Annotated in this window: 14 protein-coding genes; 9 read left to right on the top strand and 5 right to left on the bottom strand. The window is 58.9% G+C overall.

The annotated features are described in order from the left end of the window. Positions 1 to 121 precede the first annotated feature (121 nt). From rpsA to cysM, 8 genes are all read left to right on the top strand, one after another. Positions 122 to 1,843 carry a 30S ribosomal protein S1 gene (gene rpsA, locus CPter91_RS21135; RefSeq protein ID WP_061943781.1) on the top strand — a complete coding sequence of 574 codons (1,722 nt, stop codon included), beginning with the start codon at positions 122 to 124 and terminating at the stop codon, positions 1,841 to 1,843. A gap of 29 nt (positions 1,844 to 1,872) precedes the next feature. Continuing rightward, positions 1,873 to 2,178 carry an integration host factor subunit beta gene (locus CPter91_RS21130; RefSeq protein WP_014007723.1) on the top strand — a complete coding sequence of 102 codons (306 nt, stop codon included), beginning with the start codon at positions 1,873 to 1,875 and terminating at the stop codon, positions 2,176 to 2,178. A 199-nt stretch (positions 2,179 to 2,377) separates the two neighbouring features. After that, positions 2,378 to 2,692 carry a LapA family protein gene (locus CPter91_RS21125; RefSeq protein ID WP_061943778.1) on the top strand — a complete coding sequence of 105 codons (315 nt, stop codon included), beginning with the start codon at positions 2,378 to 2,380 and terminating at the stop codon, positions 2,690 to 2,692. A 124-nt stretch (positions 2,693 to 2,816) separates the two neighbouring features. Continuing rightward, positions 2,817 to 3,992, top strand: coding sequence for a lipopolysaccharide assembly protein LapB (gene lapB, locus CPter91_RS21120; protein ID WP_061943775.1), 1,176 nt, complete (start codon positions 2,817 to 2,819; stop codon positions 3,990 to 3,992). Positions 3,993 to 4,041: 49 nt separating this feature from the next. Next, positions 4,042 to 5,424: a UDP-glucose dehydrogenase family protein gene (locus CPter91_RS21115; protein ID WP_061943772.1), complete on the top strand. Its 1,383-nt coding sequence runs from the start codon at positions 4,042 to 4,044 to the stop codon at positions 5,422 to 5,424. A 4-nt stretch (positions 5,425 to 5,428) separates the two neighbouring features. Continuing rightward, positions 5,429 to 6,382 (top strand): D-glycero-beta-D-manno-heptose-7-phosphate kinase, encoded by a 954-nt coding sequence (rfaE1, locus tag CPter91_RS21110; protein WP_061943769.1) that lies wholly within the window; start codon positions 5,429 to 5,431, stop codon positions 6,380 to 6,382. Between the two features lie 162 nt (positions 6,383 to 6,544). Beyond that, complete coding sequence (locus CPter91_RS21105) at positions 6,545 to 6,871, top strand: ComEA family DNA-binding protein (RefSeq protein WP_061943766.1); 327 nt, start codon at positions 6,545 to 6,547, stop codon at positions 6,869 to 6,871. Between the two features lie 164 nt (positions 6,872 to 7,035). Then, positions 7,036 to 7,938, top strand: coding sequence for a cysteine synthase CysM (gene cysM / locus CPter91_RS21100; RefSeq protein WP_061943763.1), 903 nt, complete (start codon positions 7,036 to 7,038; stop codon positions 7,936 to 7,938). A gap of 48 nt (positions 7,939 to 7,986) precedes the next feature. On the opposite strand, the gene CPter91_RS21095 is transcribed toward cysM, so the two are convergent. Beyond that, positions 7,987 to 8,325, bottom strand: a complete 339-nt coding sequence (locus CPter91_RS21095; protein ID WP_061943759.1) for a hypothetical protein — start codon at positions 8,323 to 8,325, stop codon at positions 7,987 to 7,989. A 389-nt stretch (positions 8,326 to 8,714) separates the two neighbouring features. After that, on the bottom strand, positions 8,715 to 9,299 hold the full coding sequence (locus CPter91_RS21090; RefSeq protein WP_061943755.1) for a DUF1415 domain-containing protein: 585 nt from the start codon (positions 9,297 to 9,299) through the stop codon (positions 8,715 to 8,717). Positions 9,300 to 9,485: 186 nt separating this feature from the next. On the opposite strand from CPter91_RS21090, the gene CPter91_RS21085 reads away from it, so the two are divergent. Continuing rightward, entirely contained in the window at positions 9,486 to 10,022 is a 537-nt protein-coding gene (locus CPter91_RS21085) for a YaeQ family protein (protein WP_061943752.1), read from the top strand. 28 nt (positions 10,023 to 10,050) lie between these two features. Here the strand turns inward: CPter91_RS21085 and mltB are convergent, their stop codons facing one another. Genes mltB through CPter91_RS21070 form a run of 3 tightly spaced genes read right to left on the bottom strand, consistent with a single transcriptional unit; the run spans position 10,051 to position 14,317 of the window. After that, positions 10,051 to 11,181: a lytic murein transglycosylase B gene (gene mltB, locus CPter91_RS21080; RefSeq protein ID WP_061943749.1), complete on the bottom strand. Its 1,131-nt coding sequence runs from the start codon at positions 11,179 to 11,181 to the stop codon at positions 10,051 to 10,053. Further along, on the bottom strand, positions 11,172 to 13,319 hold the full coding sequence (locus CPter91_RS21075; RefSeq protein WP_082793120.1) for a transglutaminase TgpA family protein: 2,148 nt from the start codon (positions 13,317 to 13,319) through the stop codon (positions 11,172 to 11,174). Before CPter91_RS21075 ends, mltB begins: the two co-directional genes overlap by 10 nt. Continuing rightward, positions 13,316 to 14,317 carry a DUF58 domain-containing protein gene (locus tag CPter91_RS21070; protein WP_061943746.1) on the bottom strand — a complete coding sequence of 334 codons (1,002 nt, stop codon included), beginning with the start codon at positions 14,315 to 14,317 and terminating at the stop codon, positions 13,316 to 13,318. Before CPter91_RS21070 ends, CPter91_RS21075 begins: the two co-directional genes overlap by 4 nt. Between the last annotated feature and the right edge of the window lies 1 nt (position 14,318).

The following is a 14,318-nucleotide window of genomic DNA, read 5'->3' as shown; positions in this document are numbered from 1 at the left end:
GTCTGACCGGACGTTGAAAAACCTAACCCAATATTGACCGCGTCTTAGCAAGTACTGCTGTAACTGTTGTCCTAAGTACTTTGCATAGATAGAGCGGCAATACTGTCAACTAGTCAAAACTATGTCCATCACTGTTCTGTCCCCTGCATCTGCCGGCGCCGATGAATTTGCCGCGCTGTTTGAAGAATCGCTGTCACGTCAAGACATGCGTTCTGGTGAAGTGATTTCTGCTGAAGTCGTGCGCCTTGACCATAACTTCGTTATCGTCAACGCTGGCCTCAAGTCCGAAGCCTTCATCCCAATCGAAGAATTCAAGAATGACAACGGCGAACTCGAAGTAGCTGTCGGCGATTTCATCTCCGTCGCTATCGAATCGCTGGAAAACGGTTTCGGCGACACCATCCTGTCGCGCGACAAGGCCAAGCGTCTGGCATCGTGGCTCTCGCTGGAAAAAGCGATGGAGTCCGGCGAGATCGTTACCGGTACTGTCAATGGCAAGGTCAAGGGCGGTCTGACTGTCCTGACCAACGGCATCCGTGCCTTCCTGCCGGGTTCGCTGGTCGACACCCGTCCGGTCAAGGACACTACGCCGTTCGAAGGCAAGACCATGGAGTTCAAGGTCATCAAGCTCGATCGCAAGCGTAACAACGTTGTGTTGTCGCGTCGTGCGGTTATCGAAGCTTCGATGGGCGAAGAGCGCCAGAAGCTGATGGAAACCCTGAAAGAAGGCACCATCGTCACCGGCGTCGTCAAGAACATCACCGACTATGGCGCATTCGTGGACCTGGGCGGCATCGACGGCCTGCTGCACATCACCGATCTGGCATGGCGTCGTGTGCGTCATCCTTCGGAAGTGCTGACAGTCGGTCAAGAGATCACTGCCAAGGTTCTGAAGTACGATCAAGAAAAGAATCGCGTTTCCCTGGGCGTCAAGCAACTGGGCGACGATCCTTGGACCGGTCTGTCCCGTCGTTACCCACAAAGCACCCGTCTGTTCGGTAAAGTCACCAACCTCACCGACTACGGCGCATTCGTCGAAGTCGAACAAGGTATCGAAGGCCTGGTCCACGTTTCCGAAATGGATTGGACCAACAAGAACGTGGCGCCAAACAAAGTTGTCCAACTGGGCGACGAAGTTGAAGTCATGGTTCTGGAAATCGACGAAGACCGCCGCCGTATCAGCCTGGGCATGAAGCAATGCAAGGCTAATCCTTGGGACGACTTCGCTGTTACCCACAAGAAGGGCGACAAGGTCAAGGGCGCGATCAAATCGATCACTGACTTCGGCGTGTTCATCGGCCTGGCCGGCAACATCGACGGTCTGGTGCACCTGTCGGATCTGTCCTGGACTGAAACCGGCGAAGAAGCCGTTCGCCGCTTCAAGAAGGGTGACGAGCTGGAAGCCATCGTGCTGGCAATCGACGTTGAGCGTGAGCGCGTTTCCCTGGGCGTCAAGCAACTGGAAGGCGATCCATTCAACAACTTCGCTGCAATGAACGACAAGGGCGCACTGGTTTCCGGTACCGTCAAGTCGGTCGAGCCTAAGGGCGCAGTGATCCAGTTGTCGGATGAAGTCGAAGGCTACCTGCGCGCTTCCGAAATCTCCCGCGACCGCGTGGAAGATGCCGGTACGCACCTGAAGGTCGGCGACACAGTCGAAACCATGGTCATCAACATCGATCGCAAGGCTCGCAGCATCCAGCTGTCGATCAAGGCGAAAGACAATGTTGAAACCCAGGAAGCAATGCAGAAGCTGTCTTCGGCTTCGGACTCCAATGCCGCTTCCGGTACGACCAGCCTGGGCGCGCTGCTGAAGGCTAAGCTCGATAACAGCAAGAACTAAGCAATACTTAAAGTAAGCGAGTCAAGCTAATGACAAAGTCGGAGCTGATTGCCCGCTTGGCCGAACGTTATCCGCAACTGGTAGCCAAGGATGCGGATTACGCGGTGAAAACCATACTCGATGCCATGGCCGATGCTTTATCGACCGGCCAGCGTATCGAGATTCGTGGGTTCGGCAGTTTTGCGCTGAATCGGCGGCCACCGCGGATCGGGCGCAATCCCAAGTCCGGCGACAAGGTGATGGTGCCCGAAAAACGGGTGCCGCATTTCAAGCCAGGCAAGGAATTGCGTGAGCGCGTTGATGCCATGGTCGGGCAACCGATCCGGGAAGACTGAGTCATCAGTTTTGTACAAGCAGCTTGTACGAGCAAAATAGAAACGGCATCTTCGGATGCCGTTTTTTTTCACGTACAATTTCGCATCATTTATAGTTATATTGTTTGTGTATTTGGTGGAGATTTGCAAAAATGACAATGGTGGAGCCAATCGTCGGCAAATTCAGCTACACCATTACCCAATCACACGGAAAGGCATCATGAAAATCATTTCCAGACTTCTTTCGATCTTGCTGTTCGTTGTATTTTTCGGTTTCGCCCTGCAGAACAAAGGCAGCGTCGATCTCCAGTTCTTCCCCGGCACCACCATGCAAGGACCGCTGGTGCTGTTCTTGCTGGGTTTCTTCGTGTTCGGTGCGATCCTGGGCGTACTGGCGATGGCGCCATCGGTATTCCGTCACCGCCGCAATGCCGCAAAAACCAAGAAGGCCCTGACATCCATGCAAAAAGAACAAGAAGCGCAACGGCTGGCAGAGTCACAAGCACCGCAACCGGACAGCATCAAGAATATATAATGCCGCTTAGTATCAAGTTGCCTGCGCTGCTGCTGCAATAACTGTAGCGGCGGCGCACGCGATTTGCCGGCATCTTCACACCCGGGTTCCGCTGGAATCCTGGTCACGCATAAAGCACACCCGTATGGAATTTGAAATTTGGTGGTTACTCGGCATCCCGGTCTTTTTTGGACTAGGCTGGATTGCCGCACGGGTCGATATCAATCAGCTGATATCTGAATCGCGCAGTTTGCCCCGCGGTTATTTCAAGGGTTTGAATTTCCTGCTCAACGAGCAGCCTGACAAGGCTATCGACGCGTTCATCGAAATCGTCAAGCTCGATCCGGAAACCGCCGAGCTGCATTTCGCGCTCGGCAATCTGTTCCGCCGCCGCGGTGAGACCGAACGTGCGATCCGGGTCCACCAGAACCTGCTGGCGCGGCCCGACCTGGCGCAGGAACATCGTTTGCATGCCCAGTACGAACTGGGGCAGGATTACCTGAAAGCCGGTCTGCTGGACCGCGCCGAAGAAAGCTTCCATTTGCTGGCCGGCAGCCAGTACGGCGCGCAAGCCGGGCGGGCGCTGCTGGAAATCTACCAGCGCGAAAAGGAGTGGATGCGCGCCATCGAGGCGGCCCAGACCTTGCAGCAATCCGGCGCCGGCGGCCGGCAAAAGGAAATCGCCCAGTTTTATTGCGAGCTGGCGCAGGACGAACTGGTCGACGGCCGCCCTGAGCAAGCCAAGGCCTTGCTAGACCAGGCGCTCAGCAACGACCGCAACAGCGTGCGCGCCACCATGTTGCTGGGTGATGTACACCTGGCGCAAAACGACGTCGAAGGCGCCTTGCATGTCTGGCGCCGGGTCGAGCAGCAAAGCGTGCTGCATGTGGCGCTGGTGGCGCAGCGCCTGATGGATGGCTATCGCGCCGTCGGCCGGCCGCACGAAGGCGTCAGCCTGCTGCGTTCCTACCTGGCGGAGGCTTCTTCCATCGATTTGCTGGAAGTGGTGTTCAAGGCCGTGCTAGAGCTGGACGGCGTCGAAGCCACCAACCAGCTGGTGAGCGATGAGCTGCGGCGCACGCCGACCTTGCTGGGACTGGATAAGCTGCTGGAAGCGCGCTTGATGAAAATCACGCCGGAAATGCACTCCGAGCTGTCGGTGGTGAAGAACCTGGTGCACGGCTATACCCAGAAGCTGGCGCGCTATCAATGCAGCCATTGCGGCTTCAAGGCGCGTCAGTTCTACTGGCAATGCCCGGGCTGCAGTCGCTGGGAAACCTACCCGCCGCGGCGTACGGAAGAATTGAACGTAATGAATTAATCCCGCTGGCCCGCCCTGGTTGCGGCGGGCAGTGCATTCACGGAATAACATGAAAATTACTATTATCGGTACCGGTTATGTCGGCTTGGTCACAGGCGCTTGCCTGGCCGAGCTCGGCAACGATGTCTTCTGCCTCGACCTCGATCAGGCCAAGATCGCCATGCTGAACGGCGGCGGCATTCCTATCCACGAACCCGGCCTGGCGGAAATCGTCAGCCGCAACCGCGCGGCCGGCCGCCTGCATTTCTCGACCGACATCGCTGCCAGCGTGGCGCATGGCCAGGTACAGTTCATCGCCGTCGGCACGCCGCCGGATGAAGACGGCTCGGCCGACTTGCAATATGTGCTGGCGGCGGCCCGCAACATCGGCAAGCACATGACCGGCTTCAAAGTAATCGTCGACAAGTCCACCGTGCCGGTAGGCACCGCCGACCGCGTCAGCGCTGCGATCCAGGAAGAGCTGGACGCGCGCAAGCCAGGCAGCGAGGAGATTCAGTTCTCGGTGGTCTCGAATCCGGAATTCCTGAAAGAAGGCGCTGCAGTGGAAGATTTCATGCGGCCTGACCGCATCGTCATCGGCTGCGACGAAAGCGCCGCCGGCCAGCAGGCGCAAGCGCTGATGAAGCAGCTGTACCTGCCGTTCAACCGCAACCACGAACGCACTTTCTGGATGGATGTGCGCTCTGCGGAATTCACTAAATATGCCGCCAACGCGATGCTGGCCACCCGCATCTCGTTCATGAACGAACTGGCCAACCTGGCCGACAAGGTGGGCGCCGATATCGAAGCCGTGCGCCACGGCATCGGCTCCGACCCGCGCATCGGCTACAGCTTCCTGTACGCCGGCTGCGGCTATGGCGGTTCCTGCTTCCCCAAGGATGTGCAGGCGCTGGAACGCACGGCCCGTACCTACGGCCAGGAATTGCACATCCTGCGCGCGGTGGAGCAGGTCAACAACAACCAGAAGCATGTGCTCGGACAAAAAATCGGCGAACGCTTCGGCGCCGACCTCAGCGGCAAGCATTTCGCGCTGTGGGGCTTGGCGTTCAAGCCGAATACCGACGACATGCGCGAAGCCTCATCGCGCGTGCTGCTGGGCGAGCTGATCGCGCGCGGCGCCACGGTGGCGGTGCACGATCCGGTGGCGATGACCGAGGCCAAGCGCGTGCTGGCGCTGGATCTGGCGGCGACGCCGGGCGCCTTCGAGCGCATCCGTTTCTGCGACAACCAGACCGACGCCTTGCAGGATGCCGATGCGCTGGTGATCGTGACGGAATGGAAGACCTTCCGCAGCCCCGATTTTGAACAGGTGAAAACGCTGCTGAAGACGCCGATCGTGTTCGACGGCCGCAATCTGTATGAGCCTGAGGTGATGGGCGATCAGGGTTTCGAATATTACGGCATCGGCCGTTCGGTACTGGCGCGCGGATAAGACCATGACTAAGCAAAGCTACAAGTTGCCGGCTTCTTTCGAACATGTGCAGATCCTGGTGGTCGGCGATGTCATGCTGGACCGTTACTGGTTCGGCGACGTCAGCCGTATTTCGCCCGAGGCGCCGGTGCCTATCGTGCGCGTTGAAAAACGAGAAGAGCGCCTGGGCGGCGCCGCCAACGTGGCGCGCAATATCGCCACGCTGGGCGGCAGTTCCGGCCTGCTGGGCGTGGTCGGCCAGGATGAAGCCGGCGACACGGTCGACGGCATGCTGCAGGAAATGGGCGTCAGCAGTTTCCTGACCCGCGATCCGACCATCTCCACCATCATCAAGCTGCGCGTGATCGGCCGCCAGCAGCAGTTGCTGCGCATCGATTTTGAAGAGGCCCCGACCGACGCCGTCCTGCGCGACAAGCTGACCCGCTTCAATACCCTGCTGCCGCAATATCCGGTAGTGGTGCTGTCCGATTACGCCAAGGGCAGCCTGGTCAATGTCGCGGAAATGATCGCCGCCGCCAAACAGGCCGGCAAGTGCATCCTGGTCGATCCCAAGGGCGACGATTTTTCACGCTATGCCGGGGCCACCGTGCTGACGCCGAACAAGTCGGAAATGAAGCACATCGTCGGCAGCTGGAAGAGCGAAGAAGAGCTGACTGTCAAGGCGCAGAAACTGCGCGAGTCGCTGCAGCTGGAAGCCTTGCTGCTGACCCGCTCGGAAGAAGGCATGAGCTTGTACACGGCGCAGGAAATCCGCCACTTTCCGGCCATGGCGCGCGAGGTGTTCGATGTCTCCGGCGCCGGTGATACCGTGATCGCGACGCTGGCGCTGATGCTCGGCGCCGGACTGCCGATCGGCGACGCCGTAGCGCTGGCCAACCGTGCCGGCGGCATCGTGGTGGGCAAGCTTGGCACCGCCACAGTGAGCCGTGAAGAATTGCTGGGGCCAGTTGATTCATGATGTGGGAGTGCGAACGCGCAGCAGGCGCTACAAGTCCAGGATAAGTCAATTCTTGTTTGTGGTGTAAATGTCAATTTTTCGTTTGTGCGTGACTATAATTAATTGGACGTTTTCGCGTCCGATTGATTTTTTAGTCGCCAACACTTACGGGAGATAGACGAAATGCTGAAGAAATTATTGCTGATAATTTGCATATTGATGGCGTCCGCCAGCTTTGCCCAGGTCGATGTCAACAAAGGCGATGCCGCCGCGCTGGACGGCATCAAAGGCATAGGCGCAAGCACCGCCAAACGGATCATCGACGAACGCACTAAGGGCGGCAATTTCAAGGACTGGAGCGACTTTGAAAGCCGTGTGCAGGGCATCGGCGAGAAAAAGGCCGTCAAGCTGTCGCAAGCCGGCCTGCAGGTGAACGGCAAGGCCAAGGGCGATGCTGCGGCAGCGCCCCCGGCCAAGGTGGCCGCAAAGGCTGCGGCCAAGCCCAAATAGGCTGGCCGGCGGGAGATCGAGAGTTGGGTTGGGCTTCCCCAATCCGCCTTGATCTCCGCCCGGTTTTCATGCCGTTCCCGGCTGGCGGTTTATCAGGCTTTCATACGCGTAGCAAAGTCTCATATTAAAATGGGTTCTTTGTACACCACGCCTGATCGCACACTATGCCTTATCTGACTATCGAAGACACCATCGGCAATACCCCCCTGGTCCAACTCAAACGTATTCCCGGCAGCGATGCCGCGCAGCGCAATAACGTCATCCTGGGCAAGATGGAAGGCAATAATCCCGCCGGTTCCGTGAAAGACCGGCCGGCGCTATCGATGATCAAGCACGCCGAAGCGCGCGGCCAGATCAAGCCTGGCGACACCCTGATCGAGGCTACCAGCGGCAATACCGGCATTGCACTGGCGATGGTGGCCGCCATGCGCGGCTACAAGATGGTGTTGCTGATGCCAGAGAACCTGAGCGAGGAACGGCGCCAGAGCATGGCGGCCTACGGCGCCAAGATCATCCTGACGCCGAAGACCGGCGGCATGGAATATGCGCGCGACCTGGCCGAAAAGATGCAGAAGGATGGTGAAGGACTGATCCTCGACCAGTTTGCCAATCCTGACAATCCACTGGCGCATTACGAAACCACCGGTCCTGAGATTTGGCGCGACACTCAAGGACGGATCACCCATTTTGTCAGCGCCATGGGCACCACCGGCACCATCATGGGCGTCTCTACCTATCTGAAAGAACAGAACCCGGCTATCCGCATCATCGGTGCGCAGCCGGAAGAAGGTTCGCAGATTCCCGGTATCCGGAAATGGCCGGAAGCCTATTTGCCGAAAATATTCGATCATTCCCGAGTCGACCAGACGGAATCAGTCAGTCAGGCGGCATCCGAGCACATGGCGCGCAGGCTGGCGAGTGAAGAGGGGATTTTCTGCGGGATATCCGCAGCAGGGGCTTGCGAGGTAGCGTTACGGATTTCACAGCAAGTAGAAAACGCGACGATTGTGTTCGTCGTCTGCGATCGCGGCGACCGCTATCTTTCCACAGGCGTTTTCCCCGCCTAAAGCGGCTGCAAGCAGCGCTCTAGACAGGGAAGGGAGCCGGCATGCTGATTACTTCAGCTTTTCGGCTTCGATCTTGCTCTTTGGCTTGAACTGCTTGTCGCTGATACGGAATTTTTCGCGACGGTCACCCATCAAGGCGCGCAGCTCACGGATCGTCAGGTCGCTGACTTCGTGCATGCGGATCAGCAGCGAAGCGCCAACCGGCAAGCGGCGATGGCGGATTTTACTGATGACCGGTGGCGCCACTTCAAGTGAGCGCGAGAGAGCCGCATCGTTCTTCAAGTGCAACTTGTCGATGAGCGAATCGAGCAAGTGATTTGGATCATAGGTCACTTGTTCATCAAGCTTGTTGCTGATTGGTGCGTCTGGGGTAGTGTTAATAGTCATAATCAATTGATTCCGTTATCCTAGTTGATATTTGGGAAGTGGTTGCGCAATAAGTACAAAACTATTACCAAGTGCACCTCCCAGTTTTATTGGCAAACTTATAAGTCGCCGTATTTTATACTGATTTTGAGCACATTTTTTTCATAAAGAAACTCCCTATTTATTTCTTCATGGAACTACAGTTACAGCTAAGTACATTGCACAGCGTCTTGTACGTTCGGTTGGTAACAAACAAGGTACATCTGTTTAGTGACCAAATATACAAATAAGTTGCACAAGCTCAATTTAAAATTTTCTTGTTACGATGTCTATTACTATTTGGTAACTTTCCGTAAAAAATCATGAAAAATACCATTTTTGCAACAATAGTCTATCTGTAAGGCATCAAATCAAGCTTGTTTTTGTTCCTCCCCTAATATTTTCTGCCAGCCGTCCAATCCAAGTTGCTCCAGGGTTTGCATGTTCTTGTCGAATATTTCCGAGGCCTCCGGGAAGGCATCGACCGCGCGCTCCACGCTGGCTTCACGTAACAGATGCAAAGTCGGGTAGGGCGAGCGATTGGTATAGTTGCTGATATCGTCGATGTCGGTGTCGGCAAACTGATATTCGGGATGAAAACTGGCCACCTGGATCTCGCCGCTAAGATCGAGTTCATCGACCGCGGCATCGGCAACATCGAGAAAATCGTTATAGTCCAGGAAGTTGCGCAAGACATCCGGGTGAATCAGCAAAGTAGTGTCAATCTTGGCCGGATCGGCTTCCTGCAGGAATTCCAGTTCCCTGACCAGGTCCGCCATCAGTTCTTCAGGCGTTTGCGCGCTGCTGACGACATAGCGGATCTGATCCTTGATATGCACGGCCTTGGCAAACGGGCAGAGGTTGAGCCCGATCACGGCACGCTCCAGCCACACCTTGGTGTGAGCGATTACTTCGCTGGTGAATGCTGTTGTTGCTGTAGGGGAAGCAGTTTTCATTAAATATGAGATAACATTTGTAAACAATTTATACAATATAGGGCTGAATGCTGCGGCATCAAGCCCTGCCAGTGCCGCCGTGCCGGCGGTCATTTATATTTCTCGTGGCGCCAAATCGGGTTATTCTTCCGATCCCGTGAGTGCGACACACCGGGTTTGATTCATCTTTATATAACAATAGGCGTTATGGCCCTTAAAGCAACTATTTTTAAAGCCGATCTGCAAATTGCCGATATGGACAGGCATTACTACCAGGAACATGCCTTGACCTTGGCTCGCCATCCCTCGGAAACCGATGAGCGCATGATGGTGCGCCTGCTGGCGTTTGCCCGTCACGCCTCGGCCGCCCTGGTATTCGGCAAGGGCCTGTCAGACGCAGAAGAACCGGATTTGTGGGCCAAGGATCTGACCGGCGCCATCGATCTCTGGATCGAAGTCGGCCAGCCGGACGAAAAGCGCATCCTCAAGGCATGCGGACGCGCTGCGCAAGTGGTGGTGTACAGCTATAGCAGCACCAGCCATATCTGGTGGAATCAGATTGCCAGCAAGGTGGCGCGTGCGCGCAACCTGACCGTCATCAATATCGCCGCCGCCAGCAGCGAAGCCCTGACCGGTTTCGCCCAGCGCAACATGCAGCTGCAGTGCACCATCCAGGATGCGCAGATCTGGCTAAGCGCCAACAACCAGACCGTTGAAGTTGAACTGAGCGTCAGTAATCCTTGACCGCTGGCAGCACCTAGCACCTCGCCGATTACTGCGTGCGCGCCACTCTGACCGCGCGCCCGAGATCGACCACCGACATCGCGTAAAAGAAGCTGCGGTTATATTGCGTGATGGCGTAGAAATTATCGGTGCCGATCCAGTACTCGGCCGGATTCTGGCCATTCTGCAGGTCGATCAGGCCGAAACGCATATCGCCTGGCAACACCACGCCCGGCACTACGCCGGCCGCGATCAGCTCATCCAGCGAATACTTGGCTTCCAGCCCTTGTCCGATAAATGCCTGCCAGCGGTTTTCAGCGCTGGTGTCGGTCGACAAGGTGACCGGGAAGACGATCGGCATGCCGCTTTTCCAGCCATGCTCGGCCAGGTAATGGGCGACGCTGCCAATCGCATCTACTGGCGAGTTGCGCAGGTCGATCCTGCCCTTGCCGTCAAAATCCACGCCGTACTGGCGAATGCTGCTCGGCATGAACTGCGGCCAGCCGATTGCCCCGGCATACGAGCCCAGCAAGGTGAAGGGATCGATGCCGGATTCCCGGGCGTACAGCAGGGTGCTTTCCAGCTCACGGCGGAAGAAGTCCATGCGCGCTTCGCGTGTCGGGGTGTTGGGGTAATCGAAGGCCAGCGTGGTGATGGCGTCCATCACCCGGAAGCTGCCGACATTGCGGCCGTACACGGTTTCCACGCCGATGATGCCGACGATGACTTCGGCCGGCACGCCATATTGCGCCTCGGCCCGGCTCAGGGCGTCAGCATAGGTATTCCAGAAATCGACGCCGGCCTGGATCCGCACCGGCTCGACAAAGCGCGCGCGGTAGGCCGCCCAGTTTTTCGGCTTGCTGGCGGGCGCCGGCTTCATCAGCTGGATGGCGCTGTCGACATAGCGCACCTTGTTGAACATGGTCACCAGTTCAGCGCGGTCGAAACCATGCTTCTCGACCATCTGGTCGATGAATGCGGAGACTTCTTTCCAGTCGGCGAAATTGGCCATTTCGCCATCGTCGGCGTTATTCATGGCTTTGCGCACGCTGACCTTGGCGGCGCTGGCTTTGCCGCTGCTGCTTTGCTGCGCCAGCAGATTAGGACTGATGCTGAGCGCCACGGCGAGAGCGCACAGCTGAGCGATGGTGTGGAGACGGACAGTTGATTTCATCGACATTGGGAGAGCAGTAATTTGAGTTGGGCCAGTTGTGCTTTTAGATGCGTGGGCGCTTTGTTGTGCGGCCCGTTGCCGGATTCGGCGCCATACTGCAGCGCTTCGTACAAGGCGATAAAGCGCTGTACCGCAATCTTGACCTGCGGCGCCAGCGGCGAATCGCTGGCGCACAGGCGGCGGCCGTAAGTCGTGGGGCCTTCGTATTTGTTCCGAGCCAGGCCGCGTCGCCCCATCTGCGCGCACAGCGAGGAGTATACCGCATCGAGCGGCCTGCTCTTGTTTCGCGCCAGCAGCAAAGGCAGCGTGACGCTGGCGACCGCCACGGCGCCGATCGCCAGCATCAACATGCTCAGGGTACGCCAGTCCATCTGGTCGAAGCCGAGCCAGTGCATGAGGCCCATCTGCCGCGCCGGCGTGTAGTTCAGCACCCATTGGTTCCAACCGTTGCCGAGCGCTTCCCAATTGGCGCGCAGCAGGGCAGCGCCGCTGCTCACGACCGACCACCAGTTTTCACGGCCGGGAGCGGCGCCCAGCAGATCGCCAAAGAACGAGCGCGGCATCAGGTTGCTGAGCTGGGTTTCGATCCGGCTTGGCGCCACCGCGGCGGTCGGGTCGACCCTGACCCAGCCGCGCGGCGGCAGCCAGACTTCGGCCCAGGCGTGGGCGTCGGACTGGCGTACGGTCATCATGCCGTCGACCGGGTTGATCTCGCCGCCTTGGTAACCGGTGACTACGTGGGCCGGAATGCCGGCGGCGCGCATCAGCACCACGAAGGAGCTGGCATAGTGTTCGCAAAAGCCGGCGCGGCTGGCAAACAGGAAATCGTCGACGCTGTCCTTGCCCAACAACGGCGGCTCCAGCGTATAGCTGAAATTCTCGCGGCGGAAGAAGGCCAGCACGGCATTCACCAGCGCTGTGTCGTCGGCCGATTGCCGGCGCAGGATGGCGGCAAACTCTTGGGTGCGCGGATTGAAGCCGGGCGGCAGCGCGCGCTCCAGCTGCAAGGCCCTGGCATCAACCTGGTATGGCGGCAGCGAGCTGAGATTCGAGACGACGTCGTAGCGCACGCGCTCGCCGATGGCGCGCGCGGCGCGCAGCTGGTGATCCGCCGTCAGCAAGACCCCGATGCCTTCCAGCGACGGCACCTGCTGCGGCGTTTCCAGCGCAAACAGCCAGCGCTGGCCGTTCGGTTCCATGGTGATTTGCTGGTGCACCTCGATCCCCGGATTGCTTGGTGCGTTGAGCGAAATCTGCCGCCATTGTCCCGACGTTTCGATGCTGCCGCGGCCGATTTCTCCCTGGGTCCAGGTGCGGCCGTCGAAGTCGTGCAAGACGGCGCCGCGCCAGTAGCGTGTGGCTGGAGCGGGCGGGGCAGCCGTGAATTTGACGCGGAAGGCGATGTCGTCGGACATGGCCAGTTGCGAGATATTTCCCGGCGCCATGCTGTCGGACAAGCCGGTGCGGCCGCCATGGGCGTCGCCGGGCAAGCCCCACAAGGGACCCTGGATCCGCGGGAACAGCAGGAACAGGATCAAGGTCAGCGGCAGCGCCATGGCGAGGATCACGCCACTCAGGCGCAATCGCTGCCTCAGCGGCGGCACTGTGCCGGTGTACTGGAACGACAGCTGGGCGGTCAGCAGTAGCGCCAGCGTGGCAAGCATCCACAGCAAGGAAAATATCGACTGCGAATAGAAAAAGGTAGTGAGCAACAGGAAGAAGCTCAGCAGCAGCACCACGAACAGATCGCGCCGGGCGCGCATTTCCAAAAGCTTGAAGGTCAGCAGCAGGGTCAGCATGGCGACCCCGGCATCGCGCCCGAGCCAGGTGCGGTAATCGAGATAGACCGCGCCCATGGTCAGCGCCGCCAGCGGTATCAGCAACCAGAGCGGTGGCAGGCGCTGGCCGCGCAAGGTGATCCAGGCGCGCCACAGCAAGAGGCCGCCGCAGATCAGCGAGGTCCACCAGGACAGATGCAGGAAATGCGGCAGCAGCACCATGGCGCAAGCGCTCAGCAGCAACACGGTATCGCTCTTGTCGCGCGGCAGGGTCTTGACGTAGCTGCTGGAAATGCGGAACAGCGGCTTGTTTTCGAGTTCGCTGCGGAGTTGCTGCAGCGCGGCTGTGTTGGGGGCGAAGCTCATAGCTGCCCCTCATACAGGGCCAGCGCCCGCAAGCAGGCGCGCTGATGCGCCGGCCCTAGCGCTGCGGCGTAGACCTGGTCGCCCAGGCGGAACGCGTACGGCAGCTGGCGGGCTTCCGCTTCCAGGATCCAGCGGGTCATGCGAGAGAGTTTGCTTTCGACCGGCATGCCGTATGGCAGCGCTTCATAATCGATCGACAGGTCGCTGGCGGCGCCTCCTTCGAATTGCTTGGTGATGAGCTTGGCGTCGAGTTCGGTATCCAGCTTGGCGATCTGGCGCCACGCCAGGTGCTTGGGCGAGTCGCCGCTCTGGTAGCTGCGGATACCGGCAAAGTCCTGATGGCCGGCAACGCCGCTACCGTCGCTTTTTTCGACAGGCGCCAGCGGCAGCGGCGGCGTCGACAGCGACTCTTCCGGCTGCGGGTAGACCAGCGCCTTGCTGTCCGGCTGCCAGTAGCTCCAGGCGCGCAACAGGCCAAGCGGAAAGCGCGTCCGCAAACGTATCCTGGGCGCTGGCTGCCAGCCGCGCCGGCTGGTGGTCACGGCCAGCGTCAGATGGCTGGTGCCGTGTCCCGGCACGTCAGCGGCGCGCTCGAGGGCCGGCATGCCGCGGCCGATGAAACCGAGCCAGATCGCATAGCGCGCATGCTTGCGGCGGTTTGCCAGATGCAGTTCAAACAGCGCATCTTCGCCGGCAAATACCGGCGCCGCCTTGCCTGCGCTCAGATGCAGGTAGGCCAGGTTGCGGAAGGTCAGGTGCATGTCGATGACTGCGCATGCGGCCAGCAGGAAGGTCAGGCCGAAGCCGAGGCTCAGGTTGTAATTGATGGAGCACAGGAACAGCAACACCAGCATGAAGGCGAACGCCAGTCCAGGCCGGCTCGGCACGATGAACACGCGGCGCTGGGTCAGCAGCACTTCGCCTGGTTCGGCGTCTCGCAGCTGGAACAAGGACTGGTCCAGCCAGTGGCGGATGCGCTTGCGCAGGAACGTCAGCATG

This window comes from Collimonas pratensis (assembly GCF_001584185.1).
GTDB classification, from domain to species: Bacteria; Pseudomonadota; Gammaproteobacteria; order Burkholderiales; family Burkholderiaceae_D; genus Collimonas; species Collimonas pratensis.
The sequence above is the reverse complement of the archived record's forward strand: the minus strand, read 5'-3'. Positions and strand labels throughout refer to the sequence as shown.

Excerpts from the sequence above, each read along its gene's own strand:
- rpsA (WP_061943781.1), top strand. The coding sequence starts at position 122 with ATGTCCATCACTGTTCTGTCCCCTGCATCTGCCGGCGCCGATGAATTT.
- CPter91_RS21130 (WP_014007723.1), top strand. The coding sequence starts at position 1,873 with ATGACAAAGTCGGAGCTGATTGCCCGCTTGGCCGAACGTTATCCGCAA.
- CPter91_RS21125 (WP_061943778.1), top strand. The coding sequence starts at position 2,378 with ATGAAAATCATTTCCAGACTTCTTTCGATCTTGCTGTTCGTTGTATTT.
- lapB (WP_061943775.1), top strand. The coding sequence starts at position 2,817 with ATGGAATTTGAAATTTGGTGGTTACTCGGCATCCCGGTCTTTTTTGGA.
- CPter91_RS21115 (WP_061943772.1), top strand. The coding sequence starts at position 4,042 with ATGAAAATTACTATTATCGGTACCGGTTATGTCGGCTTGGTCACAGGC.
- rfaE1 (WP_061943769.1), top strand. The coding sequence starts at position 5,429 with ATGACTAAGCAAAGCTACAAGTTGCCGGCTTCTTTCGAACATGTGCAG.
- CPter91_RS21105 (WP_061943766.1), top strand. The coding sequence starts at position 6,545 with ATGCTGAAGAAATTATTGCTGATAATTTGCATATTGATGGCGTCCGCC.
- cysM (WP_061943763.1), top strand. The coding sequence starts at position 7,036 with ATGCCTTATCTGACTATCGAAGACACCATCGGCAATACCCCCCTGGTC.
- CPter91_RS21095 (WP_061943759.1), bottom strand. The coding sequence starts at position 8,325 with ATGACTATTAACACTACCCCAGACGCACCAATCAGCAACAAGCTTGAT.
- CPter91_RS21090 (WP_061943755.1), bottom strand. The coding sequence starts at position 9,299 with ATGAAAACTGCTTCCCCTACAGCAACAACAGCATTCACCAGCGAAGTA.
- CPter91_RS21085 (WP_061943752.1), top strand. The coding sequence starts at position 9,486 with ATGGCCCTTAAAGCAACTATTTTTAAAGCCGATCTGCAAATTGCCGAT.
- mltB (WP_061943749.1), bottom strand. The coding sequence starts at position 11,181 with ATGTCGATGAAATCAACTGTCCGTCTCCACACCATCGCTCAGCTGTGC.
- CPter91_RS21075 (WP_082793120.1), bottom strand. The coding sequence starts at position 13,319 with ATGAGCTTCGCCCCCAACACAGCCGCGCTGCAGCAACTCCGCAGCGAA.
- CPter91_RS21070 (WP_061943746.1), bottom strand. The coding sequence starts at position 14,317 with ATGCTGACGTTCCTGCGCAAGCGCATCCGCCACTGGCTGGACCAGTCC.